26 protein-coding genes are annotated in these 26,294 nt (G+C 63.0%); 21 read left to right on the top strand and 5 right to left on the bottom strand.

The window, feature by feature from the left end:
* Nucleotides 1-17 precede the first annotated feature (17 nt).
* The 14 genes from ACP59X_RS04195 to ACP59X_RS04260 all read left to right on the top strand — a co-directional run bounded on the left by ACP59X_RS04195 (nt 18) and on the right by ACP59X_RS04260 (nt 13,703).
* Nucleotides 18-485: a type II secretion system protein gene (locus tag ACP59X_RS04195; protein ID WP_428565379.1), complete on the top strand. Its 468-nt coding sequence runs from the start codon at nt 18-20 to the stop codon at nt 483-485.
* A gap of 115 nt (nt 486-600) precedes the next feature.
* Nucleotides 601-2,661, top strand: coding sequence for a tetratricopeptide repeat protein (locus tag ACP59X_RS04200; protein WP_428565381.1), 2,061 nt, complete (start codon nt 601-603; stop codon nt 2,659-2,661).
* A gap of 68 nt (nt 2,662-2,729) precedes the next feature.
* Entirely contained in the window at nt 2,730-3,260 is a 531-nt protein-coding gene (locus tag ACP59X_RS04205) for a pilus assembly FimT family protein (RefSeq protein ID WP_428565384.1), read from the top strand.
* Nucleotides 3,257-3,712: a type II secretion system protein gene (locus ACP59X_RS04210; protein WP_428565386.1), complete on the top strand. Its 456-nt coding sequence runs from the start codon at nt 3,257-3,259 to the stop codon at nt 3,710-3,712. Before ACP59X_RS04205 ends, ACP59X_RS04210 begins: the two co-directional genes overlap by 4 nt.
* Nucleotide 3,713: 1 nt before the next feature.
* Complete coding sequence (locus ACP59X_RS04215; protein ID WP_428565388.1) at nt 3,714-4,259, top strand: prepilin-type N-terminal cleavage/methylation domain-containing protein; 546 nt, start codon at nt 3,714-3,716, stop codon at nt 4,257-4,259.
* Nucleotides 4,260-4,269: 10 nt separating this feature from the next.
* Complete coding sequence (locus tag ACP59X_RS04220) at nt 4,270-6,150, top strand: DUF7305 domain-containing protein (protein ID WP_428565390.1); 1,881 nt, start codon at nt 4,270-4,272, stop codon at nt 6,148-6,150.
* A 179-nt stretch (nt 6,151-6,329) separates the two neighbouring features.
* Nucleotides 6,330-7,427 (top strand): transposase, encoded by a 1,098-nt coding sequence (locus ACP59X_RS04225; protein WP_428559722.1) that lies wholly within the window; start codon nt 6,330-6,332, stop codon nt 7,425-7,427.
* Nucleotides 7,428-7,691: 264 nt separating this feature from the next.
* The gene (locus tag ACP59X_RS04230) at nt 7,692-9,065 is read left to right on the top strand and encodes an L-type lectin family protein (protein WP_428565393.1); all 1,374 of its coding nucleotides are present in this window, start codon (nt 7,692-7,694) and stop codon (nt 9,063-9,065) included.
* A gap of 40 nt (nt 9,066-9,105) precedes the next feature.
* Entirely contained in the window at nt 9,106-9,657 is a 552-nt protein-coding gene (locus tag ACP59X_RS04235) for a lytic transglycosylase domain-containing protein (RefSeq protein WP_428565395.1), read from the top strand.
* Nucleotides 9,658-9,769: 112 nt separating this feature from the next.
* On the top strand, nt 9,770-10,111 hold the full coding sequence (locus ACP59X_RS04240; protein ID WP_428565397.1) for a carboxymuconolactone decarboxylase family protein: 342 nt from the start codon (nt 9,770-9,772) through the stop codon (nt 10,109-10,111).
* A gap of 113 nt (nt 10,112-10,224) precedes the next feature.
* A complete protein-coding gene (locus ACP59X_RS04245) occupies nt 10,225-10,701 on the top strand; it encodes a hypothetical protein (RefSeq protein WP_428565399.1) in 477 nt (158 codons plus the stop codon).
* Between the two features lie 23 nt (nt 10,702-10,724).
* Complete coding sequence (locus tag ACP59X_RS04250) at nt 10,725-11,687, top strand: nucleoside recognition domain-containing protein (protein WP_428565401.1); 963 nt, start codon at nt 10,725-10,727, stop codon at nt 11,685-11,687.
* Entirely contained in the window at nt 11,684-12,829 is a 1,146-nt protein-coding gene (locus tag ACP59X_RS04255) for a lytic murein transglycosylase (RefSeq protein ID WP_428565403.1), read from the top strand. Before ACP59X_RS04250 ends, ACP59X_RS04255 begins: the two co-directional genes overlap by 4 nt.
* Before the next feature lie 49 nt (nt 12,830-12,878).
* Nucleotides 12,879-13,703, top strand: a complete 825-nt coding sequence (locus ACP59X_RS04260) for a polysaccharide deacetylase family protein (protein WP_428565405.1) — start codon at nt 12,879-12,881, stop codon at nt 13,701-13,703.
* A gap of 212 nt (nt 13,704-13,915) precedes the next feature.
* Here ACP59X_RS04260 and ACP59X_RS04265 read toward each other — a convergent pair whose 3' ends face one another.
* Together ACP59X_RS04265 and ACP59X_RS04270 are read right to left on the bottom strand one after the other, a co-directional pair.
* Complete coding sequence (locus ACP59X_RS04265; RefSeq protein WP_428565407.1) at nt 13,916-15,052, bottom strand: ParA family protein; 1,137 nt, start codon at nt 15,050-15,052, stop codon at nt 13,916-13,918.
* A complete protein-coding gene (locus tag ACP59X_RS04270; RefSeq protein ID WP_428565410.1) occupies nt 15,049-15,528 on the bottom strand; it encodes a hypothetical protein in 480 nt (159 codons plus the stop codon). The genes ACP59X_RS04265 and ACP59X_RS04270 overlap by 4 nt, the downstream gene beginning before the upstream one ends.
* Before the next feature lie 144 nt (nt 15,529-15,672).
* Here ACP59X_RS04270 and ACP59X_RS04275 point away from each other — a divergent pair, with 144 nt between their 5' ends.
* The 7 genes from ACP59X_RS04275 to ACP59X_RS04305 all read left to right on the top strand — a co-directional run bounded on the left by ACP59X_RS04275 (nt 15,673) and on the right by ACP59X_RS04305 (nt 24,151).
* A complete protein-coding gene (locus ACP59X_RS04275; RefSeq protein WP_428565412.1) occupies nt 15,673-17,058 on the top strand; it encodes an MATE family efflux transporter in 1,386 nt (461 codons plus the stop codon).
* 11 nt (nt 17,059-17,069) lie between these two features.
* A complete protein-coding gene (locus ACP59X_RS04280) occupies nt 17,070-17,759 on the top strand; it encodes a ubiquinone/menaquinone biosynthesis methyltransferase (RefSeq protein WP_428565414.1) in 690 nt (229 codons plus the stop codon).
* Nucleotides 17,760-17,845: 86 nt separating this feature from the next.
* Entirely contained in the window at nt 17,846-18,448 is a 603-nt protein-coding gene (locus ACP59X_RS04285) for a class I SAM-dependent methyltransferase (protein ID WP_428565417.1), read from the top strand.
* A gap of 18 nt (nt 18,449-18,466) precedes the next feature.
* Entirely contained in the window at nt 18,467-19,849 is a 1,383-nt protein-coding gene (locus tag ACP59X_RS04290) for a cytochrome ubiquinol oxidase subunit I (protein WP_428565419.1), read from the top strand.
* A 142-nt stretch (nt 19,850-19,991) separates the two neighbouring features.
* Nucleotides 19,992-20,996, top strand: a complete 1,005-nt coding sequence (gene cydB, locus ACP59X_RS04295) for a cytochrome d ubiquinol oxidase subunit II (protein ID WP_428565421.1) — start codon at nt 19,992-19,994, stop codon at nt 20,994-20,996.
* Nucleotides 20,997-21,009: 13 nt separating this feature from the next.
* Nucleotides 21,010-21,948 (top strand): UbiA family prenyltransferase, encoded by a 939-nt coding sequence (locus ACP59X_RS04300; RefSeq protein ID WP_428565423.1) that lies wholly within the window; start codon nt 21,010-21,012, stop codon nt 21,946-21,948.
* 85 nt (nt 21,949-22,033) lie between these two features.
* The gene (locus ACP59X_RS04305) at nt 22,034-24,151 is read left to right on the top strand and encodes a PAS domain-containing sensor histidine kinase (protein WP_428565425.1); all 2,118 of its coding nucleotides are present in this window, start codon (nt 22,034-22,036) and stop codon (nt 24,149-24,151) included.
* A 694-nt stretch (nt 24,152-24,845) separates the two neighbouring features.
* On the opposite strand, the gene ACP59X_RS04310 is transcribed toward ACP59X_RS04305, so the two are convergent.
* The 3 genes from ACP59X_RS04310 to ACP59X_RS04320 all read right to left on the bottom strand — a co-directional run bounded on the left by ACP59X_RS04310 (nt 24,846) and on the right by ACP59X_RS04320 (nt 26,293).
* Entirely contained in the window at nt 24,846-25,583 is a 738-nt protein-coding gene (locus tag ACP59X_RS04310) for a DUF2231 domain-containing protein (protein ID WP_428565427.1), read from the bottom strand.
* Nucleotides 25,580-26,014, bottom strand: coding sequence for a response regulator (locus tag ACP59X_RS04315; RefSeq protein ID WP_428565429.1), 435 nt, complete (start codon nt 26,012-26,014; stop codon nt 25,580-25,582). Before ACP59X_RS04315 ends, ACP59X_RS04310 begins: the two co-directional genes overlap by 4 nt.
* A 105-nt stretch (nt 26,015-26,119) precedes the next feature.
* Nucleotides 26,120-26,293, bottom strand: a complete 174-nt coding sequence (locus ACP59X_RS04320; protein ID WP_428565431.1) for a hypothetical protein — start codon at nt 26,291-26,293, stop codon at nt 26,120-26,122.
* Nucleotide 26,294 lies beyond the last annotated feature (1 nt).

Here is a 26,294-nt window from a genome sequence, read left to right on the forward strand (position 1 = left end):
GCCGGGCGTGATGTTGTTTGCTCATCGCGTCCGGCGGCATGACTAAATATCGCATGTCATTGCAGCCCTCTGATGCCGTAGAACCCCGAAGTGGCCGATCCAAGCTGACGGACAGCGGAAAGGCCCCGGGCTTTACCTTGATTGAGGTATTGGCTGTTCTTATTCTGGTCGGCATACTGGCGATGAGCGGCGTCGTATATTATAAGACGCTGCTCGATGAATCCAAAAGCCGCGGGGCGATGCTCCTTGTGGCTTCCGCCAAGACACAGCTCTCCTTTGATTTCGCGCGCATTGCCGTAGCCGGGCTTGACCTGGCGAGCAGCGATGTGCAGCAGTCCTGCAACACGGTCGTGATCAGCGATTCCGATGTGCATGGTTCCATTCTCTGCTCAGGAAATCTGAGTGAGTATGTTTTCATCACGGCGACCGTCGATGGCATCAATGCCACGGATGGCTGGATCAGTCCGGCAAATAGCACGCAGTAACCGCAGTTGATATCAAGACGGGTCTTGATTGTAGTGCGGTTTTAAGTAAAGCAGCATGGCCATGCGATTGCTCAAACGATTTCTTTGTTGGCGGTGTTGCGTATATGGTCCGGGGTTGTTCGGGTTGGCCATCCTGGTCATGCGTTTCCCCATCGTGGCCATGGACTTTGATTTATGGTACCATCTCCTGGGTGGCACCTACATCCTGAGCCATCAGGCCTTGCCGACGCAGGCTTTTTTTTCGTATTTGCCGGATTCCGGCCGCTGGGTCGATTACTACTGGCTTTTTCAGGTCATCGTCACGCTTCTGTATAAGGCCGGTGGGTATGTCGCCCTGATTATCCTGCGCAGCCTGTTGTATTTGGTCACGATCATCATGATCTGGCTCTGCCTGCGTTCGGATGAAGATAACGGCGACAACGGTGTCTTTCTTTTCGCCCTGGCCATGACCTGTGCCTATGCCATGGCCATACTGCCCCGCGACCTGATGTTGCGGCCGCACGTTTTCACCTATTTGTTCATCGTATTCTTCCACAACGTGATCAACGACAGGCCGCGCTGGGGCTGGTCGCTTCCCGTGGCCGCCCTGGTCTGGACTAATGTCCACGGCGTCGAGTACCCGGTCCTGCTGCTGACCTGTGGGGCGTATCTGGCCGAGTATTTTCTGCCTAAGTTTTTGCGTCGCCCCGTGCCGGAGAACCTGAAGCGGCTACGCTGGCCGATCATTGTATCGCTTTACGCCGTGCTGGCCACGCCGGCTGGGGTGGGGCTATTGCCCAAGCCGTTCGCGCCCCCCCTTTTTCATGAGCGGGTCATCAGCGAACTCAATCCCCAGAGTTTTGGCGCGTTTTTCTCCTTGTCCCTGTATCCGGGCGGCAACTGGCTGGAAACGGCCACCAACGGCCTCGTGCTGTTCGTGGCCATCGCGGTGCTGGCCCTGGCCTGGAGCAGGCGGCTTCGCCTGAGCCGAATGGTGCTGTTTGCCGGGGGGCTTTTTTTGCTGCCGCAATCTCGGCGGTTTACGTACGAATTCCTGCTGCTATGCCTGCCGATAGTGGCCGATGTCTTGCGGCTTGTGGCGGGATGGCGACCACGGCCGATCCCCTGGAAGGCGGCCCTGGCCGCCGGGCTGGTCATGGTCGCGGCCACGCTGTGGAGCGTTTCGGAATTTCTGGGCAACCAAGCCCGCTATCCCCTGGATTTGGCCAGGCTGCCGGTGGGGACGTGCGACTTCCTTTTGCGCCAGGGGCCGGGGGGGAAGGTGCTCAACGTGTCCAACCCGGGCGGCTACCTGGAATGGCGTCTGTATCCCAAGTATCTTATTTACATGGATATGCAGACGATGCTTTTCCCGAGCTACGACCTGTTTACGAGTATCAACATGTTCGCCGACAAGCAGGTGTTCAAGCGCACGCTGGATCGGTACGGGCCGGGGCTGGTGTTGACGGATGTGCGCGACAAGGACTTCCTCAAGCGCATGGAGGGGGTCGCGGAGCTGGTGCCGGTCTTTTTCGACGACGTCCTTACGTTGTACGCCGACGCCAAGGCCTATCCGGATTTGGTGGCGCGCTGGCGGCTGCAAGACCTCGATCCGGCCAGTTGCGTCACCGAGGACTACGAGGCCATGGAGGACGCCAAGCGGGAGCGGATGCTCGCGGAATGCCGGCGCGTTCACGACGTTTACCCCGATGGGCTCATGGTCAACACGGTCATGGCCAAGATCGCCCTGGCCCGGGGCCGGACGCAGGAGGCCATGGGGTATGCGTCCCGCCTCATGGAGGTCTATCCCGACCGCTACATGGGCTTTGCCTTGGCCGGGCTCGCGGCCTTCAAGGAAGAGCGGTACGAGGCGGCGCTGACCTACAACAAGGACGCCCTGGCACGGGCCATGCCGTCGGAGCGGGTGCTGGTGGTTCGCAATCTGTATGCCACGTACGCGCGGCTCAAGAATTTCGACCAGGCGTATAAGACGCTGGATTCCGTCATCAACCCCATGTTGCCGACGGCGACGTTCGCGGATTTGAGCGACATGGGCATGGCGGCGGTGGCGGCGGGCAAGACGCGGGAAGGGCGGTTGCTTTTGTCCATGGCCTTGGCCAAGGCCCCGGAAGCCGAGGCGGCCAAGGTCAAGGAGATCGAGGAGCTGCTGGCCATGATGGAGCAACCGGGCGAGTAGCGGGTGGGGGATAGCGCTTCACGGGGAGCCGGCTTTGATGTAGGTTTGGGACAAGGGGTGGAAACCGTATGCGGACGGCGAAGAAGCGGCGGGCGCGTGGGGCGCGGCGTTACCCGGCGACGGGTTGGCGGTTCGCGGCGGGGTTCACGATGCTTGAGATGGTGGCCGTGCTGCTCATCGTGGGGCTTTTGGCGATTGTCGCGGCGATGAACATGGGCAAGTCCGGGGCGTCGGCCGTGGCCGAGGCCGATGCGTTGCGGTCGGTGCTGCGGTACGCCCAATCCCGGGCCATGGCCGACGTCTACACCTGGGGCGTGACGATAAGCAGTTCTGGCTACACACTCTTTTCGAATAATCCAAGCCAGGCGAATCCGCCTCTGCCAGCGCAGGGGAATTCCACGCATACCGTGGCAAGCGGCGTGACGTTAAGCGGCAATTCGCCCATTGTTTACGATTGGCGCGGCATGCCTGTAAATACCTATGTGACCACGCCGGGCTCTTCCGGAACGGCGGTCACGTCTTATCAATATATCAATGCGACGGAGTCGGGGAAGGTTTCCACGGTCACCGTCACACCCTATACGGGATTTGTGCCATGAAGCGTTGCGGTGCCGAATGGGGCTTTACCCTGCTGGAAGTCATTTTGACGTTCGTCCTGTTCGCCATTGTCGCGACGGTGGCGGTTTCGTATTTTACCAAAGGCATCACGCGGACGGACATTCCGGTAACGCAATTGCAGACGGATGCCAGTTTGCAGCTCGTATTGGAGAATATGATAGCGGATAAAACGGCTGTTTATAATACTAATTTGACAGGCTTTTACTCAAATCTTGGGACGATTGACGCTTCTCAGAGTGTTTACGGATCTGGTTCGAATTATATCGTGACGCAAAAAGATTTCGTTTGTCCGTCGAGCAACGCCTTTGTTACGAACAGCAATTCGAATCAGTTTTTGCTGGTGACCATCAAGCCGAGTGCCAATTCCGGCGTAAGTTTGACGTATCTGTTCAGTTCCACGGCGGGAAATTGCAATATAGCCGGTGGCAGTTGATATGAATGGAAGTGATACAAACCGCAGTGCCAAGGAGGCGGGGTTTTCCCTGTTGGAGCTTGTTTGCGTCCTTGTTTTGCTGGGTATTGTTGTCATGCTCAGTACACGGGTGTTTTCCAACATGATCCGCGGCTATACGCTGGCCCGTAATTCCGACGCGGCGGTGCAGAAAGCGCAGAATGCCATGCAGCGGCTGACGATTGATTTTACGTACCTCGATACGTCGCTTTCGTCCGGGACGAGCAGTACGATCACGTACAATACGACATTGAACAATACCGTTCAGGTAATTGTGTTTCAATCTGGTAATCAAATATTGTACAAGTATGGTGGGACGAATTATGTGCTGACGGACGGCGTGAAGGCGTCGACGCTGGCGTTTAATTATTACACCGCCTATAACTCTGGTGCGCTCTCCAGTTTTAATAGTACGGCGAACGTGCCGAGTTTGATTGGGTTTTCCTATACGATGGTTGGGGATGACGCAAGTCAGAACTTGTCGCAGAACTATTCGACACGTGTGAAAGTAAACAAGGTCGGTTATTAAGGAGCGCGTCATGGAAACGAGGTTCTTTTTCCGCCTGATCCAGGGGGTGCGGGGGAAGTGTTCCGGTTGGTCGGCCGGGTCCTCGTTGCTGTGGGCCATAGGCGCGCTGGTGGTCATGGGGGTGGTGGGCGCGGGGTTGGCTTTGATGACGCCGGCGACGATGCAGTCGAAGTTACAACAGGAAGCCGGTATGAAGGCTTATTATAATGCCAACGCCGGATTGAATTTTATTATGTCGATGAATGAAGTTGCTGAATTGAATAATATGAGTTTTACCAATTATATTAGTTTGATGGGAGGGGGTTCCAGCATTGCTTATAATATTGATAGTGATGAGTATTTTACATATAGACTCGGGAATATTGTCACGAATGGGGTTAACGGTAATTACCAAATAACGAATCTCACTGGTACGGTTGCAAATTCGGCCGGCGGCGCTGCTTATAGTTACGCAATTTATGGGGGGGGGAAGGGAAGTAGCAGAATTTTGAATTATGTACCAGTTGGTGCGGGTGGAACGTCAACACCAAGTGGAGCGGCAAAGTATGTTTTTTCTGGCGGGGATGTTACAATCAGTGCGTCGAAAGAAACGGTAGTCGGGAGTATTTATGGAAGAACGAGTATTTCGCTTGCTGACAATGCTGTTATTACTGGGGATTTAATTTCAAATGGAAATGTAAGTGTCGGGTCAAAGGGGTCGATTACGGGGTCAATTTGTAGCGATGGAACAGTATCGTTGACTGAAGATAACGTGGTAACGGGAACAATAAATTCAAAGAGTAATGTAACAATGGAGAGTAGAACTACAACTGGCACAATTACTTCTGGAGGTAATGTGACATTGAATGGTTCTGCTCAGCAAATTAATGGCGATATTAACGCTGCAGGGAATGTCACGATAGCTTCGTCAGCCAATGTTTCAGGAAATATTGTTGCTACTGGGTCTGTTACGGTCAGTTCGTCTGGGAGTAAAATTTCAGGTAATATTTATGCTGGTGATGTAATAACAATTAAATCGGGAATTACTATTTTAGGTGGGCTGTATTCAGGAAACAATACAGAGCTACAGGACAGCAGTATTTCCGTGGGGTTGGATATAAATGCAGGGAAATTAGCAAATTTTACAGGATGGGGTGGAACTTATCAGAAGAATGTGTATGCCGGTACTGGTGTCAATATGTCTGGAAAGACAACAGTCAATGGAAATGTTGAGTCTGGTGGCGCAATATCAATAACTGGATACGGATCTTGTGTCAAAGGTATGGCAAAGTCAAAAGGGTCCATTACGTCATGTACAGGTAGTTCGTGCGGAAGTGGTGACTGTTTTATTGGTACTCGTTTGCAGAATCAGGCTAGTGTGACATCCCCTATATCTCCGAATAGTCCGAGTAGTTACGTTGCTTGCGCCACAGAGCCTGTGCCAAATCCTCCGAAGAATACAAAAAGTACAAATGGTGCGTTATCTGTTGCGAAAAATGCGAGTAAAACGTTTTCGGCAGGGACCTATTATTCATCAATTAACGTTGCGGGTGGTGCAACTCTAAAATTTGACCTGTCTGGCGGTGATATAACAATATTTAGCACGGGAGACATTAATTTAGGAAACCCGACTACAATTATGGTTTCAGCAGATGGAACAAACTACTACTCAATGACTTCAGTCAATACAGATTTAGCAAAAAAAGTATATATGGAGGCAAATGGAAATATCACTTTGGCTTGGAAGGCGAATTGGTTTGGAACGTTATTTTCGAGGGGAACGATTACATTTCAAGGAGGAAATACATTTATTGGATCATATGCATCTCAATCGGGTGCGGCGGCTGTGACAAGTGGGTCAGGATATTCAATGACGTATGTTCCTTCGAATTATGCAGTAGCAAATTGGTAAAATTGTTAATAGATAGCTATATGTCTATAATATAAAATATTTTGTAGTGAGGGTTTTGCAAAAATCGGTTTTGCTAAATAATCCTGCAAAACCGTATGGATAGGAGTAGAACGGAAGCTGGTTATGTGGTAGTTTGAGTTCACCACAAACCTAAACTAAAACCACACGAGCCAGCTTCCATGAGACTCCTATCACGCATCCTCGGTGCCATACAAGGTTCTTTGATTCCATGTTTAGAAGAAAAGTTTGGTTCTTTGACAGATAAGCAGAAAAGACTCGTTGAGATTATTGAGTTGGTTCGCATAGAAGATCATATTTCGGATTTGCCTCGATTCGGAAGAGGTAGGCCATCATATAGTCGCGCAGCTATTGCCAGAGCGTTTATTGCGAAAGCTGTTTTAAATTTTCCTAACACAAGGGCTCTCGTTGAAGCGTTGCAATTGATGCCAAGTCTTAGACGGATTTGCGGTTTTGAAGAACACAAAACTATTCCGCATGAATCTGTATTTAGTCGTGCATTTTCAGAATTCTCTTTAAAAGGTTTGCCTCAAAATGCCCATGAAAGACTTGTCAGGCTACATTGTAGCGAACGATTGATTGGGCATATTAGTCGTGATTCGACAGAAATTAACGCCAGAGAAAAACCAACTAAAAAAATGAATCCGCCCAAACCCAAAAAACGCCGCCGCAGGGGGCGGCCGATTAATAGCAAGACAAAGCCAAAGACAAAGAAGCTACTTGAGCGACAGATAGAAATGACTAGCGACGAAGCCAGAATGACTCTTCCTATGGCATGTGATATCGGTGCTAAATCTAGCAGTAAGGGGCATTTTCGTCGATGGATTGGATATAAATTACATATTGATTCGGCGGATGGTCAAATTCCTATCAGTTGTATACTTACTTCTGCTTCACTACACGATAGTCAGGCAGCCATACCGTTGGCAAAAATGTCCGCTGAACGAGTAACAAGTCTCTATGACTTGATGGATTCAGCGTACGATTCCAAAACAATTCGCGACTTTAGTCGTTCATTGGGGCACGTTCCGATTATTGATTTTAACAAAAGACGCAATGGAATAAAAAAAGAAATGGAGCCAGCAACTAGCATTCGATACAGAGAAAGAACTAATTCTGAACGTGTTAACAGCCGTCTTAAAGATGATTTTGGCGGAAGAAGTCTTATGGTTCGCGGTGGACCTAAGGTCTTTGCTCATCTTATGTTTGGCATCCTTGCGTTGACAGCAGATCAATTGATTCGTTTGTTGACAGTATAGCAACAATATGATTTTGATACTCATAAATCAGGATATTCGTTTCTGAATTATGTGCAAAATAGAAACACGACAGCATTAAAACACATTAGTGTTTAAAAATGAGCACTCATGCCCGTTGGAATGTGTTAATTCTGTAGCTCGTATTATTTTTGCAAAACCCTCTAGTGTCATGATTTTTATGTATAGGCTTTAGCCCGGCTAACGGCGTGGAACTACTCGTCCCCCTTGCCGTAAGCCCAATACCGCTTCCGGCGAGTGGGCGATATGGGCATCGGGCGCGCTGCTATACGGGAAACACCTTTTCCTCCTTCCGTCGACCCCCAGCGCGGTTCCACCCTCCTTTACACCGTCCTGGCCCTGACCACATTGGCCGCCCTGGGCGCGGCCACGACACTCCTCGTGCCCGGCACCAACGAAACCACCCTCGCCGGCGCCGACGCGCAACGCGCTCGATACCTGGCCCTGTCCGGCCTCAACCTCTGGTCGCCGGGAACCGCCGGCACCTTCAGACTCGGCCAGGACGCCATCATCCTCGCCGCGTCCGGCCCCGACGCCAGCGGCGCCTACACCATCACCAGCACCGGCATGCTGCGCGCCGGCACAAATAGCGAAACAAGCATCCGCCTGACCGCCACCCGCGGCGGCAACGAAACCATCAGCTTCGCCGACGACCTCGACGATTTCCAAAACCCCGTGGTCGACGACAACGCCAACAGCGACAAGGCCATCACCGTTTTCAGCGACAACCCCGAAAATGCCCCCAAAACCCTCACCGTCTCGGAATGGACCAGCCTGTGGTCGCAAAACATCTCCCGCTATGCGGGCGGCTGGATGCGTCTGGGCGGCGATACCAGCAAGACCGTGGGCGCCGTCTGGTACGCCGGCTCCAAGAGCTCCTGCGCAAGCGGCGTGTGCAACTTCGCCACCGGCCTGCGCGCCTACTTCCAGTTCGTCTTCATGGGGTACGACGACCAGGCGCAATCGAAAAAATACGGTGACGGCTTCACGTTCGCCGTCATCACCGCCGCCAACGACGCCCATGCCGTGGGCGGGCCGGCCTCGGGCGTGCGCGGCGAATACCTGGGCTACGCCGGACCCGGTCCGTCCGGCAAAGGTATCGTACCGCCGAAAATCGCCATCGAAATCGACACCTACCCCAATCGTAACGGCGGCGACCCCCTCGAGGCCAATTCGCGCCTCGACGCCTCCAACGCCAACCATTTGGCCGTTGTCTATTGGGGCGCCTCGGACACCACCTACGACGACAACGTCCACGGCGCCGGGACACCCCCCCAAAATCCCGGCAACACCTCGGCCGGCTACGTCGAAAAAGCCAAGGCGGCCACCGGCCCCAACTGGCTCGAAGACGGCGAGGAGCACGCGTTGCGCGTGGAAATGCACCGTACCGCGACAGCCACCTACACGGTCATGGCCTGGGTCGATCCCGTGGACTGCGGGGCCAAGGACGTGTCCGCCGACTTCACGGCCGAGGAGCCGAACGTCAAAAGCGTCGTCACACTGAATGCGGCCGATCACACCCAACTCGCCACCGTGCGCTTCGGCTTCACCGAAGCCACCGGCACCGCCACCAGCCAGAACGTGGCCATACACGACTTCGCCATGCGCTTTCGGCAATAACGCCATTGCAAATCCGCGCCGGCCGCAGCACATTGGCCCCATGCGAAAAACCGTCCCCGCCGCGCTCGCGGCACTCCTTTTCGCCGCTGCGCCGGCCCCCGCCCAGACCATCTACCAATACCGCGACGCCAAGGGCGCCATCCACCTCAGCAACAAAAAGCTCGACGACCAGTACCAGCCCTTCGACTACATGCGCCTGCCCGCCGGGACCGACGAAAACAAGGTGCTGCCGTTCATACGCTACTACTGCCGCCGCCACGGCCTGGACCCCAACCTCGTGCGGGCCATGGTCGCCGTGGAATCCGGCTTCGCCGAGCGGGCCGTCTCGCCCAAGGGCGCCGGCGGGCTTATGCAGATCATGCCCGGCACCGGCAAGGACCTGGGCCTGGCCGACGCCTTCGACGGCTCGGCCAACCTCGAGGCCGGCATCCGCTACATGCGCGGCCTGCTCGATGCCTACGGCGATGTCCGCCTGGCCCTGGCCGCCTACAACGCCGGCCCGGGACGCGTCCCAAAAGGCGGCCCCATCCCCGACATCCCCGAAACCCGCGATTACGTGGCCAAGGTCATGACCCGGGCCGGCCTGCGCTGAAACGGTGACTTGACCCGGCCGTCCAATTCGGTCAGCACCGTCGGTACGGGAGCGGATGGGGTCCGCGTTCCCGGGCAACCGCCGCGTACGCGGTACAACCTAGGAGGACGGCATGGCCACGGACTGGAAGAAGTTTCTCGGTGAGGCGGTCAAGGATCTCGGTGCCCTGGCCGAGGGCAACCCCAAGATCATGGACGCCATCAACACCCTCAACGAGGCCGGTGCCGCCCATGGCGCCCTGGACAACAAGACCAGGGAACTCATCGCCCTGGCCGTGGCCGCCACCACCCGCTGCGATACCTGCATCTCCATCCACGCCAAGGCCGCGGCCGAGGCCGGGGCTTCCCGGGCCGAACTGCTCGAGGCCCTGGGCGTGGCCGTGGGGCTCAATGCCGGCGCGGCCTTCGTCTATTCGGCCCACATCCTCTCCGCTTTCGACGCCCTGTCCAAGTAGACACCCGGCGGCGGGGCCGCAACGCCCCGCCGCCATGGACAAATACCCCGGAACATGTTCTGTTCGCCCACTGCGCGGCTGCCCGCGCGGGCCGTAATTCCCCGGAGGCGAACATGGCGCTGCGCCTGGCGTCGGCACTGCTGGCCATCACACTTTTTCTCGGCGGTTGCGCCCTGTTCGGGAGCAAGGCGCCCGACGCGCCCGCCGCGCCCAAAGCCATGCCCCTGACCGCCGAAAACGTGGCCCAGGTCCGCGACGCCGTGGCCAAGGCCAAGGCCGTCCAGCCCATGCCCCAGGCCCCCGAGGCCTACAAGGCCTACGCCCGCCGCGTCTACGTCGACTCCTGGACCGGGCCCTGGTCACCGGCCGCCACCACCGACACCGCCCTGGCCCTGGCCAAGGCCGGCAGCGACCCGGCCAGGCAGTACCTCACCATCATGGTCTACGACATCCAGCTGCGATCGGCCATGGAAGGCACGACCCTGTCCGCCGAGGACTGGCGCGCCGTCTACGTCGGCTCCGGCATCATGACCGAGGCCGCCTTTTGCGGCTACGTGGCCATGAGCCGCGCCGGCAAGGTCATCCCCTAGACACAACCCCCGATCCGAACCCCATGTCCACCAGCTTGCCCCCATTGGCCCGGGCCGCGCGCACGGTTGCCGCGGATGCCGCCAGAATCTGCCTGGATCTGTTCAAGATCATGGTGCCGATCCTCATCGGCGTGAAGATCCTCAAGGAACTCGGCTGGATCGCCTATCTGGCCAAGCCCTTGGCGCCGCTGATGGGCCTGGTCGGCCTGCCGCCGGAATGCGGCCTGACCTGGGCCACGGCCCTGGCCAACAACCTCTATGCCGCCCTGGCCGTCCACGCCGCCCTGGTGCCGACCATGGCCCCCTTGAGCGTTGCCCAGGCCACGGTCATCGCCACCATGATGCTCATCGCCCACAACATGTTCGTGGAAGGGGCGATTGCCGGCAAATGCGGCGTGGGGTTCTGGGGCCAGACGGTCCTGCGGCTGTGCGGCGCCTTTGGCTGCGGTTTTCTGCTCAACGCCGTTTTCTCGGGCCTGGGCCTTCTGACCGACCCCGCGCCCATGCTGTTTACCCCGCCCGCCGCCGACGCCGGCCTGGGAGAGTGGGCTTACGGCGAGGTCAGGAACCTGGTCATGATCTACTGCGTCATCGCCGGCCTGGTCGGGCTCATGCGCGCCCTGGACCACCTGGGCGTCACGAAGCTTTTCGAGACGGCCCTGGTGCCCTTTTTGCGCCTCATGGGCATCGGCCGGGCGGCAGCCACCATCACCGTCATCGGCCTGGTCATGGGCCTGGCCTACGGCTCGGGGCTCATCCTGCTGGACATCCAGCAGGGCAAGGTCGGCCGGCGCGACGTCTTTTCCGCCATAAGCCTCATGAGCCTGTCCCACGCGCTCATCGAGGACACCCTGCTTATGTACTTGATCGGGGCGAGCCTTTGGGGCACGTTCGTCGGCAGGCTCGTGTTCTCCCTGGCCGTGGTGGCGGTGCTGTCGCGCATCGTGGGCCGCCCGGCCGGGCGGCCGGCCGTGGTGGGCTCATGAAAAACGTTCGCCTTCCCCGACACCTTCTGGCCTGGTGTGGCTACGCCCTGGCCCTGGGCCTGGTGGCCCTGGGCGTGGGCGGCGCCGTGGCCGCCTCCACCGTGGACCCGGCCTTCCAGCCGGTCCTGGCCAGGCTCGTCGCCGACGGCTTTTCCGAATCCAGGCTGCGCCGGCTGTTTTCCCGGGCCGAGATGGTCTTCACCCAGAAGGCCATGGCCGACAAGCTCACGGCCCTGTACATGCGCAAGTACGGCCTGCGCCTGGTGGCCGACGTCCAGGAGCGCCTGGCGGGGCTTGGCTGGTATCCCGGCCCGGTGGACGGCCGCCTCGACCGCATGACCAAATGGTCCATCAAGGCCTATCAGACGGCCGTGGGCCTGGCCCCCAACCCCGCGGCCAGCGAGGCGCTCCTCGCCGAACTGGACCGCCGACCCGAACACGCCCCGGCCGGGCTGGCCTTTCCCGATTTTTCCGGCCAGGAAGTCCACGACGTGGTGCTTTCCCCGGAACGCCTGGCCGAGGCCCGGGAATTCTACGCCCGAAACGCCAAGGCCCTGGCCCGGGTGCGCGAACGCTACGGCGTGCCCGAGGAATACTTGGTGGCGCTTTTGGCCGTGGAGACCCGCGTGGGCCACTATCTCGGCGACGTGGTGGCCGTGGTCAACCTGGCCAGCCTGGTGGCCGGCGAGGACCCGGCGCGCCTGGCTTCGGCCTTTGCCTACGAGCGCCCCGACGCCAAGCGCCAGGCCTGGCTCGACGCCAAGGCCAAGGAGAAGGGCGAATGGGCGTACGGCGAACTCAAGGCGCTGTTGCGCTACGCCGAGGCCCAGGGCATCGATCCCCTGTCCATGCCCGGCTCCATCTACGGCGCCATCGGCATCTGCCAGTTCATGCCCTCCAACGCCCTCAAATACGCCGTGGACGGCGACGGCGACGGCCGGGCCGACCTGTTTGGCGTCGACGACGCGCTCATGAGCCTGGGGAATATCCTGCGGGCCATGGGCTGGAAGCCGCCCATGACCGAGGAGGCCATGCGCAAGGTTTTTTTCGGGTATAATCACAGCCAGGTATACGTGAACACGATCATGGGCGCGGCGGAGCGTTTGCGTGCCGACGTTGCCTCTGGTACGCTCAAACCATGAACGGTGCCCCGGCCCGAACGGCCGGGCAACACCGCTTCGGAGGCTGCCCATGCGCGTCGTGAGGCTCCACTTTGCCGCCATCGCGGCCGTATGCCTGTCCTTGCTGCCGGTGGCCCAGGCGTGCGCCACCACCATCCTCGTCTATCACAGCTTCGACGTGCGCACGTCCATGTCCATTTCCATGGCGGCGTTTTCGGCCCAGCTCGACTATCTGGAGCAGACCGGCCACAAGGTCATCTCCGTGGACGAACTGGTCAGCTGCGTGGAAAGCGGCCGCAACCCACCGGAAAAATCCGTGGTCATCGCCATCGACGACGGCTGGGCCACGGTCATGAAGGCCTTTCCGGAGCTCAAGCGCCGCAACCTGCCCTTCACGCTGTTCCTGCCCATGGCCTACGTGGGCAACCCCTACTGCCCGGCCACCCTGTCCCAGGCCGATATCGACGCCCTCAAGGCCTATCCCAAGGTCACCTTCGGCAACCATTCCTTCAGCCATTCCCCGCGCCTGGCCCGCGACGAGGCCTTTGCCCGCGAGGACATCCGCAAAAGCGTGGAGCGCTTCCGCCAGGTCGTGGGGCATGACACCAAGTATTTCGCCTATCCCTACGGCGCCCGCGGCGAGGCCTACACCCGCATGCTGGGCGAGGCCGGGTTCACCTACCTTTTCGTCACCGGCGACGAGCCGGTCTCGGCCAGGACGCGCCTGACGGCCATGCCGCGCGTGGCCGCCAACCGCATGTCCCTTGCCTTGCTGGCCTCGGTGCTGCGCGGCCACGAGGCGCTCATGGCCAAGGCCCAACCCGTGCCCGAGGCTGCGGGCCCACTGCTCAGCGCCACCCCGCCGGCCGGCACCATTCCACGCAACGTGGAATAGTTTTCGCCCGCCACAGCCAACCGCCCGCCAGCACAGCTGTAACGTTTCGAGGCCGCGCCCGTCGCGCGGCCTCGTTTTTCCATAGCTCGTGGAACGTTTCCGGCCGAGCCGCAACGTTTTTTCCCGGATGGGGTGGTCCAGGAGGGGCCCAAGGCCCCTCCTGGCCGACGGAGGCATCCTCCCAGCCGTAGTCCCGCCTGTTCCCCTCCCCTCTATCCTTGGGCCACCCGAGCCGCCAACGCGGCATAGTCCTGGGCGCCGGGGGAGCGTGGGGCGAATTCGAAGATGGTCTGGCCCGCGGCCGGCGCTTCGGAGAGTTTGGCGTTGTAGCGGATGGCCGGGCAGATGGTGTCGGGGTAGAGAGCGGCTAGCTCCTCGTGCAGCGCCGCCGGGCCGCGCACGCGTTTGTCCAGGAACGTCGGCACGATGTAGGACAGCCGCAGCTGCGGCCGGTAGCGCGACACGGCCGCGAAGCTTTGCAAAAATTCCGAGAAGCCCTGCAGCGACATGGCTTCCAAAGCCACGGGCACGAGCAGTTCGCCCACGTAGAACAGCACGTTGACCGATAACGCGTCCCAGCCCGGGGCACAGTCCACCACCACGACGTCGAAACGGGCGTCGAGGAAGGCGAGGGCGTCGGCCAGGGTGCGCTCGCCGCCGAAATCCTTGCGTGTGATCAGCCGCTTGAGCCCGGCCAGGGCCTTGCCGCCGGCCAGCAGCCACAGGTTGTCCCGGGCCGGGAAAAGCGCCTTGTCCGGGGAGGCCGTGCCGTCGACCAGTTCGGCCAGGCCGCAGGGCGGGGTCAGGCCCAGGGCATAGGCGGCCTGGCCCTGGGTGTCGGCGTCGATTATAAGCGTGCGTTTGCCGGCCTTGGCCAGGGCGGCGGCCAGGTTGACGGCCGTGGTGGTCTTGCCCACGCCGCCCTTGCTGAGCATGACGCCGAGGCGCCGGGTGGTGGGGCTGTCCGGCTCGGCTGCGGGCCGGGGGGCCGGCGCGGCGGCGGCGATCTGGCGGCGGATGGCGGAAAGCGCGGCCTTGGCGGCACGTTCCTCGGCGGCGTCGGGCTCGGCCAGGAAAGGGGCTTCGGCTTCCTCGGGGGGCTCGGGGAGGGGGGCCGTTTCGGCGGTGGCGGCCAGGGCCGTTGCTTGCCGGGCCACGACCAGGGGCCGGTCGAAGACGCCGTGGGGCCGTTCGATGCGCATCAGGCTGGGCGTGGCCTCGCTGGCGGCGGTGGCCGGCTGGCGCCTGGCCGCGAAGCGGCGGTGGCAGCTTGCGCAGGTCAGGCCCGACGTCGGGTCGGTATCCGGGACGTCGTGCCGCGTGCGGCAAAACGGGCAGATGGCGATCATGACGGGTCCTCCACGGGGGCGCGCCTCGGGGCGCCGCCGGCGTCGCCGGGGCTGGCCAGGCGGCGGGCCAGGGGGCTGTGGCCGCCGGCCGCTTCCAGGCCGTCCAGGGCCAGGGTCAGGGCCGCTTCCACGATGGCGGATTTGCTGACGCGGCCCTGGGCCGCGGCGGACAGGGCCGCCTTGGCCTGGTCCAGGCGCAGGGCCGTGGCCGGGGCGACATAGTGGGTGGCCTTGCGTTTGGCCGCCTTCCGTTTGGCCGCAGCGGGCGGCACGGCGGCCAGGGGTTCGGGCTTGGCCGGCTGGGATTCGCGGCGGGGGGGCGACGCCTGCGGCTCGGCCAGGCGGCGCACGAGGCGGGCCAAGGCCCGCTGGTGGGGAAAGGCTTCGGGATCGCGATCACTGGGAGCCTTGGGCGGCGGGGCGCACAGCAGGTCTGCCAGGATGTCCACGGCGGCGGCCTTGGTGTCGGTAGCCATGGGGAGCTCCTCGGTTTGGGCCGGATGCCCGGCCCGACTGCCTTGACGCCTAGCAAAAACTTTGCCACAACCCCCGACCTCCCGGACGACCGTTTTTGCGGCCGCCCCGACCGGGTTGCCCGCCGCGACCCAGGAGGACACGCCATGAAACGCTGGCATGGCCCGGGCGGCTACGCCCACGTGCTGCGCGTGGGGCTGCCGCTTCTGGCCGGCATGGCCTCGATTACGGCCATGCATCTGACCGACCGCCTCTTTCTCGGCTGGTATTCCAGCGACGCCTTGGCCGCGGCCATGCCGGCCGGGGCGGCCTTTTTCCTTTTCACCTCCTTTTTCCTGGGAACGGTGGGCTATGTCGGCGTGCTCATCGCCCAGAACATCGGCGCCGGCCGGCCCGAGGCCATCGGCGCGGTGTTGTGGCAGGGCATCTATTTCTCCCTGGCCTCCTTTGTCGCCCTGTTCGCCCTGTCGCTCGGGTCCGAGGCGGTGTTCGCGGCCATGGACCACGCGCCCGCGGTCCGGCGGCTGGAGGTGACCTATTTCCGGGTGCTCATGTCCGGGGCCGGGTTCATGGTGCTGGAATCCTGCCTGGCCGCCTTTTTCAGCGGCCGGGGCCTGACCCGGGCGGTGATGGTGGTCAATTTCGGCGGGGCGCTGCTCAATATCCCCCTCAATTACATCCTTATTTTCGGGAAATGCGGCCTGCCGGCCCTGGGCACGGCCGGTTCGGCCCTGGCCACGGTGGCGGCCTGGGCGGCCATGGTCACGACCTACGCCGTGCTGGTCTTTAGCCGGCGAAACGACGGGCTTTTTTCCACGCGCCGGGCCTTTCGGCCCGATTGGGGGCTGTTTCGCAAGCTGGTGCTGCTCGGCATGCCGGGCGGGGCGCAGATATTCCTGGACATCTTCGCCGTCACGGTCTTCATCGCCCTGGCCGGGCGCCTGGGCGTGACGGAACTGGCGGCCACGAGCATCGTGCTTTCGGCCAACACCCCGGCGTTTATGCCGCTTCTGGGCCTGTCCTCGGGCCTGGCCGTGGTGGTGGGCCAGGCCATGGGCGCTGGCCAGCCCGGGGAGGCAAGGCGGGCCGCCGGCAGCGCCCTGCGGATCATGGCCGTGTACATGGCGGTCATGGCCGTTTTCTTCCTGGGCTTTCCCGAGCAACTGGCCTCGTTTTTCCGGCCCCATGGCGACGATACGGGCTTTGCCGCCATTTTGCCTTTGTGCCGGCCGCTTTTTGCCTGGGGCGTGGGGCTTGGGCTGTGCGACATCGTGCTGCACACCTGCTTCGGCGTCCTGCGCGGCGCCGGGGACACGCGTTTCCTCATGGTTTCGGCCGGGCTGGTCTCCTTTTTCGCCCTGGTCGCCCCGGCCTGGCTGGCCGTGACCTGGCTCCATGTCGGCATCGTGCCCTTGTGGGGATTGTTCGTGCTCTACGCCCTGACGTTGGCCGTGGTCCTGGCCTTGCGCTACCGGGGCGGGGCATGGCAGAAATTGCGGCTGGTCGAGCCGGCGGCCAAGGCCGGCCGATGACGGGGGCAGCCATGAAAGACACGCTCGTGCGGCGCATGTTCGAGGACATCGCCTTTTCCTACGACTTCCAAAATAGCGCCCTGTCCCTGGGCGTGGACATCTACTGGCGAAAGCGCCTGGTGGACATGATCGAGCCGGGCTGGGGCCTGGTTCTCGACGCGGCCACGGGCACGGGCGAGGTCGCCCTGGCCATCCGCCGCCGCCGGCCGGGGCTGCGGGTTCTCGGCCTCGATTTCTCCCCGGCCATGCTGGCCGTGGCCGCGGAAAAGATCCGGCGTCGGGGCGTTTCCGGCTACCGCCTGGCCGTGGCCGATTGCCGCGAGGTGCCGGTTGCGGCGGGTAGCGTCGCCGCCGTGACCATGGCCTTTGGCATCCGCAACATCGCCGAGCGGGTCTGCGTCATGCGCGAATTCCACCGCGTGCTGGTGCCGGGCGGGCGGTTGCACATCATGGAATTCGGCCTGCCCCGAAACGGGCTGGGCAAGGCCCTGTACCGCTTCTATTTCGACCGCCTCCTGCCGCCCGTGGGCAACTTCCTGTCGCGCACCGACTACGCCTACAGCTATCTGGTGGAATCCGTGGACGCCTTCCCGTCGGACGCGGCCTTTTTGGCCCAGATGGCCGAGGCCGGGTTCGGGGAGTGCGCCGTGACCGACCTGACCTTCGGCCTGGCCCGGGTATTCACCGGGCGCAAGGGCTAGCCGCACATAGAGATTTCCCTTGACAGCGCCCCCGCCCGTCTGGTGCAACCTGGGAGAGTCGCGCCTTTGCGGCCAAGAGGGGGAACATGGAAGTCAACTGGCCGGAACGGTTCTACTGTCGCAGTTTTGTCCGCAAGATCGCCCAGTGGCGCGAGGTGGCCTTTTTCCGGGCCAGCCATCCCATCCCGGCCGGGGCCAGGGTATTGGAGATCGGCTGCGGCGACGGCGGCGGGGCCGGGATCTTCGCCCGCGTGTTTCGGCCCGGGCTCTACCACGGCCTGGACGTGGACCCGGCCATGATCCGGGTGGCCGCCCGGCGGCCGAAAAAAGGGCCGCTGGCCCAAAGCCTCTTCCTCCTCGGCGACGCCGAGCGCCTGCCCTATGCCGACGGCGCCTTCGATGCCGTGGTCAATTTCGGCATCGTCCACCACCTGCCCGACTGGCGCCGGGGCGTGGCCGAGCTGGCCCGGGTGCTGCGTGTCGGCGGCGCCTTTTATTTCGAGGAAATCTATCCGCCGCTCTATGCCAATCCGTTGTTTCGGGTCATGCTGGCCCATCCCCGCAAGGACCGTTTTCACGGCCCCGAGTTCCGGGCCGCCCTGGCCGCGGCGGGCCTCAGCCTGTTGCCGGGGTTTCACGAATCGCGTCTGTTCATCCTCGGCGTGGGCATCAAAACCGGCCGCCCCTGACCGGGCCATGGAGCCGCCATGACGGAATTCCTGACCGATCCGGTGTTTCTGTCCCGGGTGCAGTTCGCCCTGACCACGGCCTTTCACATCACCTTCCCCACGCTCACCATCGGCCTGGCCGTGTTCCTCGTCGTACTCGAATGGCTGTGGCTGCGCACGGGCGAGGTGCTCTACTACCGCCAGTTCCGCTTCTGGTCGCGGCTTTTCGCCGTCAATTTCGCCGTGGGCGTGGTCTCGGGCATTCCCCTGGAATTCCAGTTCGGCACCAACTGGGGGCCGTTTTCGGCCACGGTCGGCAACTTCTTCGGCCAGATCCTCGGTTTCGAGGGCACCATGGCCTTCATGCTCGAATCGGCCTTCCTCTACCTCATGCTTTTCGGCTGGAAGCGGGTGGGGCCCAAGATGCATTTTTTCTCCACCCTCATGGTCGCCTTCGGCTCGTCGCTGTCGGCCTTCTGGATCCTGGTGGCCAATTCCTGGATGCAGACCCCGTCCGGCGGGCACATCGAAGGCGGCATCTTCGTGGTGGACAACTACCTGGCCGCCGTCTTTTCCCCGGACCTGCCCCTGGCCTTTTCCCACATGTATCTGGCCTGCCTGGAGGTGACGCTGTTCGTTGTCGGCGCCGTCTCCGGGGCCAACATCCTGCTTGGCCGCAACGTCCCCTTTTTCCTCAAGTCATTTAAGATCGCCGCCCTGGCCGCCATTGTCGTGGCCCCCTTGCAGGCCTTCGTCGGCGACTCCAACGGCCAGGAGATCGGCCGGCTCCAGCCGGCCAAGGTGGCGGCCATCGAGGCCCACTGGGACACCAACAAGCCCGGTACCGGCGCGCCCTGGAACATGCTGGCCTGGCCCGATCCCCGAAACGAACGCAATTTCTTCAAAATCCAGATCCCCTATGCCCTGAGCCTGCTCATTACCCATTCCCCCACCGGCACCGTGCCGGGGCTCAAGGATTTCCCGCGCGAGGACCGCCCGCCCATCGTGCTGCCCTTTTACGCCTTCCGGCTCATGGTCGGCGTCGGCTTCGCCATGATGGCCGTCATGGCCTGGACCGTCTGGGCCTGGCGCCAGGGACGGCTTTCCCCGGAGCGGGCCACGGGGGAGCGTTACCTCTATTACGCCTGGGGGCTCATGGCCGGCGGGGCCTACCTGGCCGTGCTCATGGGCTGGGTCACCCGCGAGGTCGGCCGCCAGCCCTGGCTGGCCTACGGGCTCATCCGCACGGGCGAGGGCCATTCCGACCTGGCCGCCGGGGCGGTCTGGCTGTCGCTGACGGGGTTTGTCGCGGCCTATGCCGTGCTTTTTACGTTGTTCCTCTTTTTCATGGCCAAGCTGGTCCGCAAGGGGCCGGACCTGGCCGAACTCCCGCCCCCTGGGCACGGAGTAGTAGGGGAGTAGGGTAGGGGCGGCTGAGATAGGGGGAGAATGCCTCCGGCGGCCAGGAGGGGCCGGGGGCCCCTCCTGGACCACCCCATAAGGGGCGGGGACCCAAAAGCTGGAGAGTGGCTGGCGCAGTGATGGAACGCAAAAGGCGGCAGAAATGGATATGAACGTAGCCGACGTCTGGTACTGGATCATGGCCTTGTTGCTGTGGCTGTACGTGTTCACCGACGGCTTCGACCTGGGTGTCGGCATCCTGTGCCTGCACACCGACAGCGAGGCCTGGCGCGAGGCCATGACCGCATCCATCGACAGCGTCTGGCATGCCAACCAGACCTGGCTGGTGATGCTCGGCGGCGTGCTTTTCGGCGCCTTTCCCCTGGTCTACGGCACGGTGCTGGCCGCCTTGTACCTGCCGGCGGGCTTTTTGCTGTTCGCCTTCATGGCCCGGGGCATCGGCCTGGAATACCGGGCCGAGGCCGACCGCAAGCGGCCCTGGTCGCTGGTCTTCGGCTGGGGCAGCCTGGCCGTGGCCCTGGCCCACGGCTTTCTGCTCGGCGGCATCCTCCAGGGCATGCCCTTCGACGGCCTGCGCTTCCTCGGCGGCGCCTTCGACTGGTTCTCGCCCTTCACCATCCTGGTCGGTGTGACGCTTGTCTGCCTGTATGCCATGTTCGGCGCGGCTTGGCTGGTGCTCAAAACCGACGGCGAGCTCCAGGCCCAGGCCCGGCTGTGGGGTATCCGCTATGGTTCGGCCGCGGTGGCCATGCTGGTCCTGGTGATCGGCTACATCCTCCTGGACGGCAACCTGGGCCATCTGGTGGGCCGGCCGGGGCAGCGGGGGCTGTCGCCGGGCTTCGTGCTGCTGCTGGTCGGGGCGGTGCTGTGCGCCGCGCTGTATTTCCGGGCCCTGGGCAAGGGCTGGGAGCGCCGGCCGCTCATGTACTGCGCCGTCATGCTCGTCTTCGTCTTCGCGGCCTTTGGCACGAGCCTTTTCCCGCTGATCGTGCCGCCGGCCGTGACCGCCCGGGCGGCCGCCGCACCGGAGCCCATGCTGCGCGTCATGCTGGCCGTGGTCGGCGGGCTTTTGCCGGTGCTCGTCTTCTACAACGCCTACCAGTACCGGGTGTTCGGCGGCAAGGTCGCCCCGGAGGACGGGGCCTAGCCCCTGGCCGCCCATGGCTGCCTCCTCGTCGCCGCGCGCCGGCCGTTTCGCCCTGACGGTCTACCTGGCCCTCTCCCGCACCCCTCACGGCCTGCTCGACCTGGCCGGGCCGTTTTGCGCCGCGCTGCTGTGCCGGGGTGGGTTGCCGCCGGCCTCGGTGATCGCGCTCGGCTGCCTGACCGTCTTTGCCGGCTATACCGCCGTGTATGCCTTAAACGACATCGTGGACTACCGCTCCGACAAGCGCCAGGTGGAAGCGAGCGGCCGGGACGCGCGGCTCAACTACCTCGACGCGGCCTTCATCCGCCATCCCCTGGCCCACGGCTACCTGACCCTGCCCGCCGCCGTGGCCTGGTTCCTTTTTTGGGCGGTGACCGCGTTTTGCGGCGCCTGGGTCCTCAATCCCGTGTGCGCCTGGCTGCTTATCGCCGGCTGCCTCCTGGAGACGGCCTATTGCCTGCTGTTGACCGTCAGCCACCTGCGGGCGCTTATTAACGGCGTGGTCAAGGCCCTGGGGCCGCTGGCCGCCGCCTTTGCCGTGAGCCCCGACCCCTCGCCGTGGTTCCTGCTGGGGCTTTTCGCCTGGGTCTTCACCTGGGAGATCGGCGGCCAGAACATCCCCGCCGACTGGCATGACGCCGCCCGCGACGCCATAACCGGCGCCCGCACCGTGCCCGTGGTGCTGGGCTACCGCCGGGCCAGCCGATTGGCCGTGGCCTGCCTGGCCGCGAGCCTGGCCCTGGCCGTGCCGCTTCTGGCCCTTTCGCCCCTGGCGGTGTCCGCGCCGTTGTGGCTGGCCGCGACGCTCGGCGGCGCCTGGCTGCTTTTACCGCCGTCCGTGGCCTTGGCGGCCTCCCTGGCCGACGAGGCCGCCGCGGCCCTGTTCAACCGGGCCAGTTTTTATCCCGCCCTGGTCCTGGCCGTGCTCGTCGTCCACCTGATCCTCGGTTAGGGATGGCGATTGACGGCCGGGGGCCTTTGGGCGAATATGTGGCAATCAGGTTGCCCCACCCTCGCCGCTAAAAGCCGGAGGCCCCATGGAGCCCTGTCCGCGACCAGCCCTGCCAGCCTGGGGTTCCGGGCTGCGTGAGTTGTTGGTTTCCGGCGAGATGCAGTTGATGGAACGCGTGCTCGCCTTTGCCAAGGTCCAGGGATACGCCGCCTATACCTCTACCCTGGTCGAACCTTGGCGCGTCTCCATCGCCGGCCTGACCGCGGCCATTTGCGACGCCCTCGACGTCTGCGACGGGACGCCTCGCGAATACCCCATTGGCCTGGAATTTCCGGACGATCCCGTGGCAGCCTTCGCCGCCCTCGAGGCCGAACGGCACCGCAAGCGCGGCGTGACCCTGGCCATGTTCTGGGGATTGCTCAAATACTACCGTCGGGCCTACCTGGAACTGATCGGCCAGGGGCGGTTGCCGGCCGAGGAAGCCGCCGCGGCCGGCGCGTTCGTGGCCGAATGCTTCGAGCGCATGGAATTCGTTTTCGTGCTGCGTTGGGCCAAGCTTTCCGGGCAGACCGCCTCCGATGAGCTTGGCCGGGAAAATCTCTGCCTGGCCAACGAGAAGAACAAGTACCTCACGGTGTTCGAGTCCATTCCCCATGGCCTCTTCCTGCTTGACGCCAAGGATGGGCTGGAAAACAGCAACACCATGGGCCTTCGCATGATCGGCTACGGCGGCGCGGCGGGATCGCTGTATTATGCCGACGCGCGGCTTGGGCACGAGGATGTGCGCCGGGCGGTCCGCGGCCGTCCCCTGGCCGAGCTGCTGCCCTGGCTTGGGCCGGCCCTGGAGCAGTCCGCCGACGCGGGCCGCGTCGTGACCGAAACGCAGACGTCCGTCGGCGAGCAGGCCTGGGTCTACGACGTGGTCGTCGAACACCTGGCGGACATCTCCGGAAAATTTGCCGGCAAGGTGGTCGTGTGCCGCGACGTGACCGAACGCCGCCGCACCGAACAGGCCCTGGCCCAAAGCGAGGAGCGCTATCGCACCCTGATTGACATCATGCACCAGGGCCTGGCCGTGTTGTCCCCGGACGGCCGCGTCGACTTCGCCAACGAAACCCTGGGGCAAATGCTCGGCCATCCCCTGGGGGAAATCGTCGGCCGCCCCCTGGCCGATTGCATCCGCGGCGAGGACCGGCCGCGGTTCGTCGAAGCCCTCGACGCCCGGCGCCAGGGGCTGGCCGAACCCTATGAAATGGGGTTGCTGCGCGCCGACGGCCGCACCCTCTGCGTCATGGCCTCCCCGTCGCCCATCACCGGCCCGGACAACGATTACCAGGGCAGCCTGGAAGTCTATACCGACATCACCCGCCTGCGCCAGCTCGAGGCCCAGTTGGCCACGGCCAAGCGCCTGGAAGCCATCGGGCATCTGGCCGGCGGCGTGGCCCACGAGATAAACACCCCCTTGCAGTACGTCACCGGCAATCTGGATTTCGCCAAAGCCAACCTGCCGCGCCTGCTCAGCCTGCTCGACAAATACGAAACCGCCCTGTTCCGCGCCAGGGAAGGCGATACACTGGAGACGGCCCGGCAGGACATCGAGGCCTTCCGCCGCGAACACGACCTGGAAACCGTGCTGACGGAACTGCCGTTAGCCCTGGAGGAGAGTCTGGAAGGCGTGGAGCGCGTGGCCGGGTTCGTGCGCTCCATCAAGCGTTTCGCCCGGACCGAAGGGATGGGCCGCCAGGCCATCGACGTCAACGAAGCCATCCTGGCCACGGTTGAAATGGCCCGCAGCGCCCAGGAATTCCCCATCTGCCTGGAAACGGACCTGGCCGAAAACCTGCCGCCGCTGCCGTGCGTGCCCGGTGATTTCAACCAATTGCTCCTGTGCCTGCTGATAAATGCCGCCCAGGCCACGGAAAAAACCGGCCGCCTCGATGCCTGCGTGCGGGTGGCCAGCCGGCTCGAAGGACACAACGTCGCCGTCTCGGTCACGGACAAAGGGACAGGTATCCCGCTGGAAATTCAGGACAAGATCTTCAATCCCTTCTACACCACCCACGACGTCGGCAAAGGCGGAGGCCAAGGCCTGTCCATCGCCCTGGCCATCGTCGAACGTCACAAGGGTGCCATCCGTTTCGTCACCGAAGCCGGCCGGGGCACCACCTTTCACGTCACCTTTCCCCTGGAAGAGTCCGGGTAGGAGGGCGTGGCCGGCCTCGTATCCGGCCGATGTGGACCGGTGTGGATCGGTGGGGGACCGGTAGGGATTGGTGGTGGAGGCCTCCGGCGGGCAGGGGCGCTGCCCCCGCACCCCGCCAGGCGGGGCGCTGCCCCGTACCCCGCCAGGCGGGGCGCTGCCCCGTACCCCGCCAGGCGGGGCGCTGCCCCGTACCCCGCCAGGCGGGGCGTTGCCCCTCCTGGACCTCCCCACTGGGGGGCGTGACGCCCCCCAGGCCCCCCCGGCGGCGTCGTTGGGCGCAGAGGCTGCGGCCACCGGATGGGTTGGCGTACGCGGTGGGAAGATGCGCGGCCGGAATTGCGCCTTTCGATGCCGTCGCTGCGCTCCTGGCTCGAAAGGCGCAATTCCGGCCGCGCCCAGCCGTCGGCCCTTCGGGCCGAGGTGTTGGATTTTTTGCTTTGAAAGCCTCAGAAAAGCCTTATTCTTCAAATGCGGCGCTTCGCCGCTGGCGCCCGTGGTCACGGAAATGGGCCTGCCGTGCTGGCCGGCTTTGCGGCCAGTGTCGGCAGGCCCATTTCCGTGACCACAACGACCGACGCCCCGCCGGCCGACGCTCCCGACCATTCCCCCGCCCGCCCCGTCGAGGGGGTCCGGGGGGCATCATGCCCCTCGGCGGGGTCCGGGGCAGCGCCCCGCTCTTCTCCCCAGCCCGCCGCTACTCGTCGTGCGGCGGAAAGGTCAACGCCGCGCCGAACCAGCCGATGAGCGACACCAGCGGGAACAGCGCCAGGATCAGGACGATGAGCCCGGCATGCTGGCCCGGTTGGGCCGGGAAGTCCGGGGCGTTGAGCCGGGCCACGAAGGCCCACAGTACGAACAGAAAGAGCACGGGCGTGGCGACGAGCTTGATGATCACGGGCTTGATGCGGGCCGAGGCGTAGTTGAGCCACCAGGTGAAAAGGCCGGTGACGATGGCCACAGGCGTAAAAAGGACGGCCGCGCCGAGCAGCACGACCATGGCCGCGTCGAAGCCGCTCCAGCCCGTGACAAGGGCCAGGAGCAGGCACAGCGGGATGAGCGTGCAAAAGGCGATGGGAAAATGCACGGTCATGGGGTGCGGGTGGCGCTTGAGCATGGGGAAGCGCTTCATCAGGCGCGACAGGCGTGGCGGCACGCGGTCGGCCAACTGTTCCGGGGCCAGGGCCGGGGCCTCGAGCAGCCCCACCCGGGGGAAGCGTTCCAGGACGTCCGGCGCATGGGGGGCCTGGGCCAGGTCCAGGCCCATGTCCGCGCCGGCGTGGTGGCGGTTCATGTGTTTGCCGGTTTTCCACAGGCGGCTGCCGGTGATGTCGTAGACGATGCCCTTGTAGGCCACGTAGGCGGGCTTGCCGTCGCTGCCGTCGAAGCCGGCCAGTTCCTGGGGGGTGAAGCGGCGGTCCGGGGTTTGGCTCATGCGTCGCTCCTTGGCGCTTTGGTTGCTGGGGGGGTGATGATGTCGAACTTGCGCAGTTCTTCCAGAACGGAGTCGCAGGTGAAGGGCTTGGCCAGAAACGACAGGGCCTGGCCTTCGAAAAAGGCCCGGTAGACGGTGCGGGAATCGTCCAGGGCCGAGATCATGATGACCTTGGCCGCGCTAAGCGAGGGCACGCCCTTTTCGTGTTCCAGGTGGCGCATGCCTTCCAGGGCCTGGTGGCCGTCCATGCCGGGCATCATGACGTCGACGAAGACCAGGTCGTAGGGCTGACCCTTGGCAAGGGCCCGGCCGAAGGCCTCCAGCCCGCCGCGTCCGTCCCGGGCGGTGTCGCAGGCGGCGTAGGGGGACAGGATTTCCAACAGGAAGCGGCTATTGACCGGATCGTCGTCGACGATGAGTGCTCGCAGCATGGAAAACTCGTCGGGCCGGGCATGACAGGCCCCGGCCTCTGGGAAAACCTAACACAACAACCCGTCGCGTCAACAGATTCCGTCCCGAAAAGGGGATGGTGGCGCCTAGGCCTCGGCGGGCAGCCCCAGGGGCCGGCCGGCCAGGCCGCAAAAACCCCTATCCGGCCCGGCGGCCCGCCACATCATGCACATGGCGCCCTGGCAGAATTTGAGCTTGTCGTCGTGGGTGGTCAAAAGCGGGCAGTATTTGAACTTGGCTTCCTTTTCGGTCACGGGCATG

Source organism: Solidesulfovibrio sp. DCME, from assembly GCF_049995385.1.
Lineage (GTDB): Bacteria > Desulfobacterota > Desulfovibrionia > Desulfovibrionales > Desulfovibrionaceae > Solidesulfovibrio.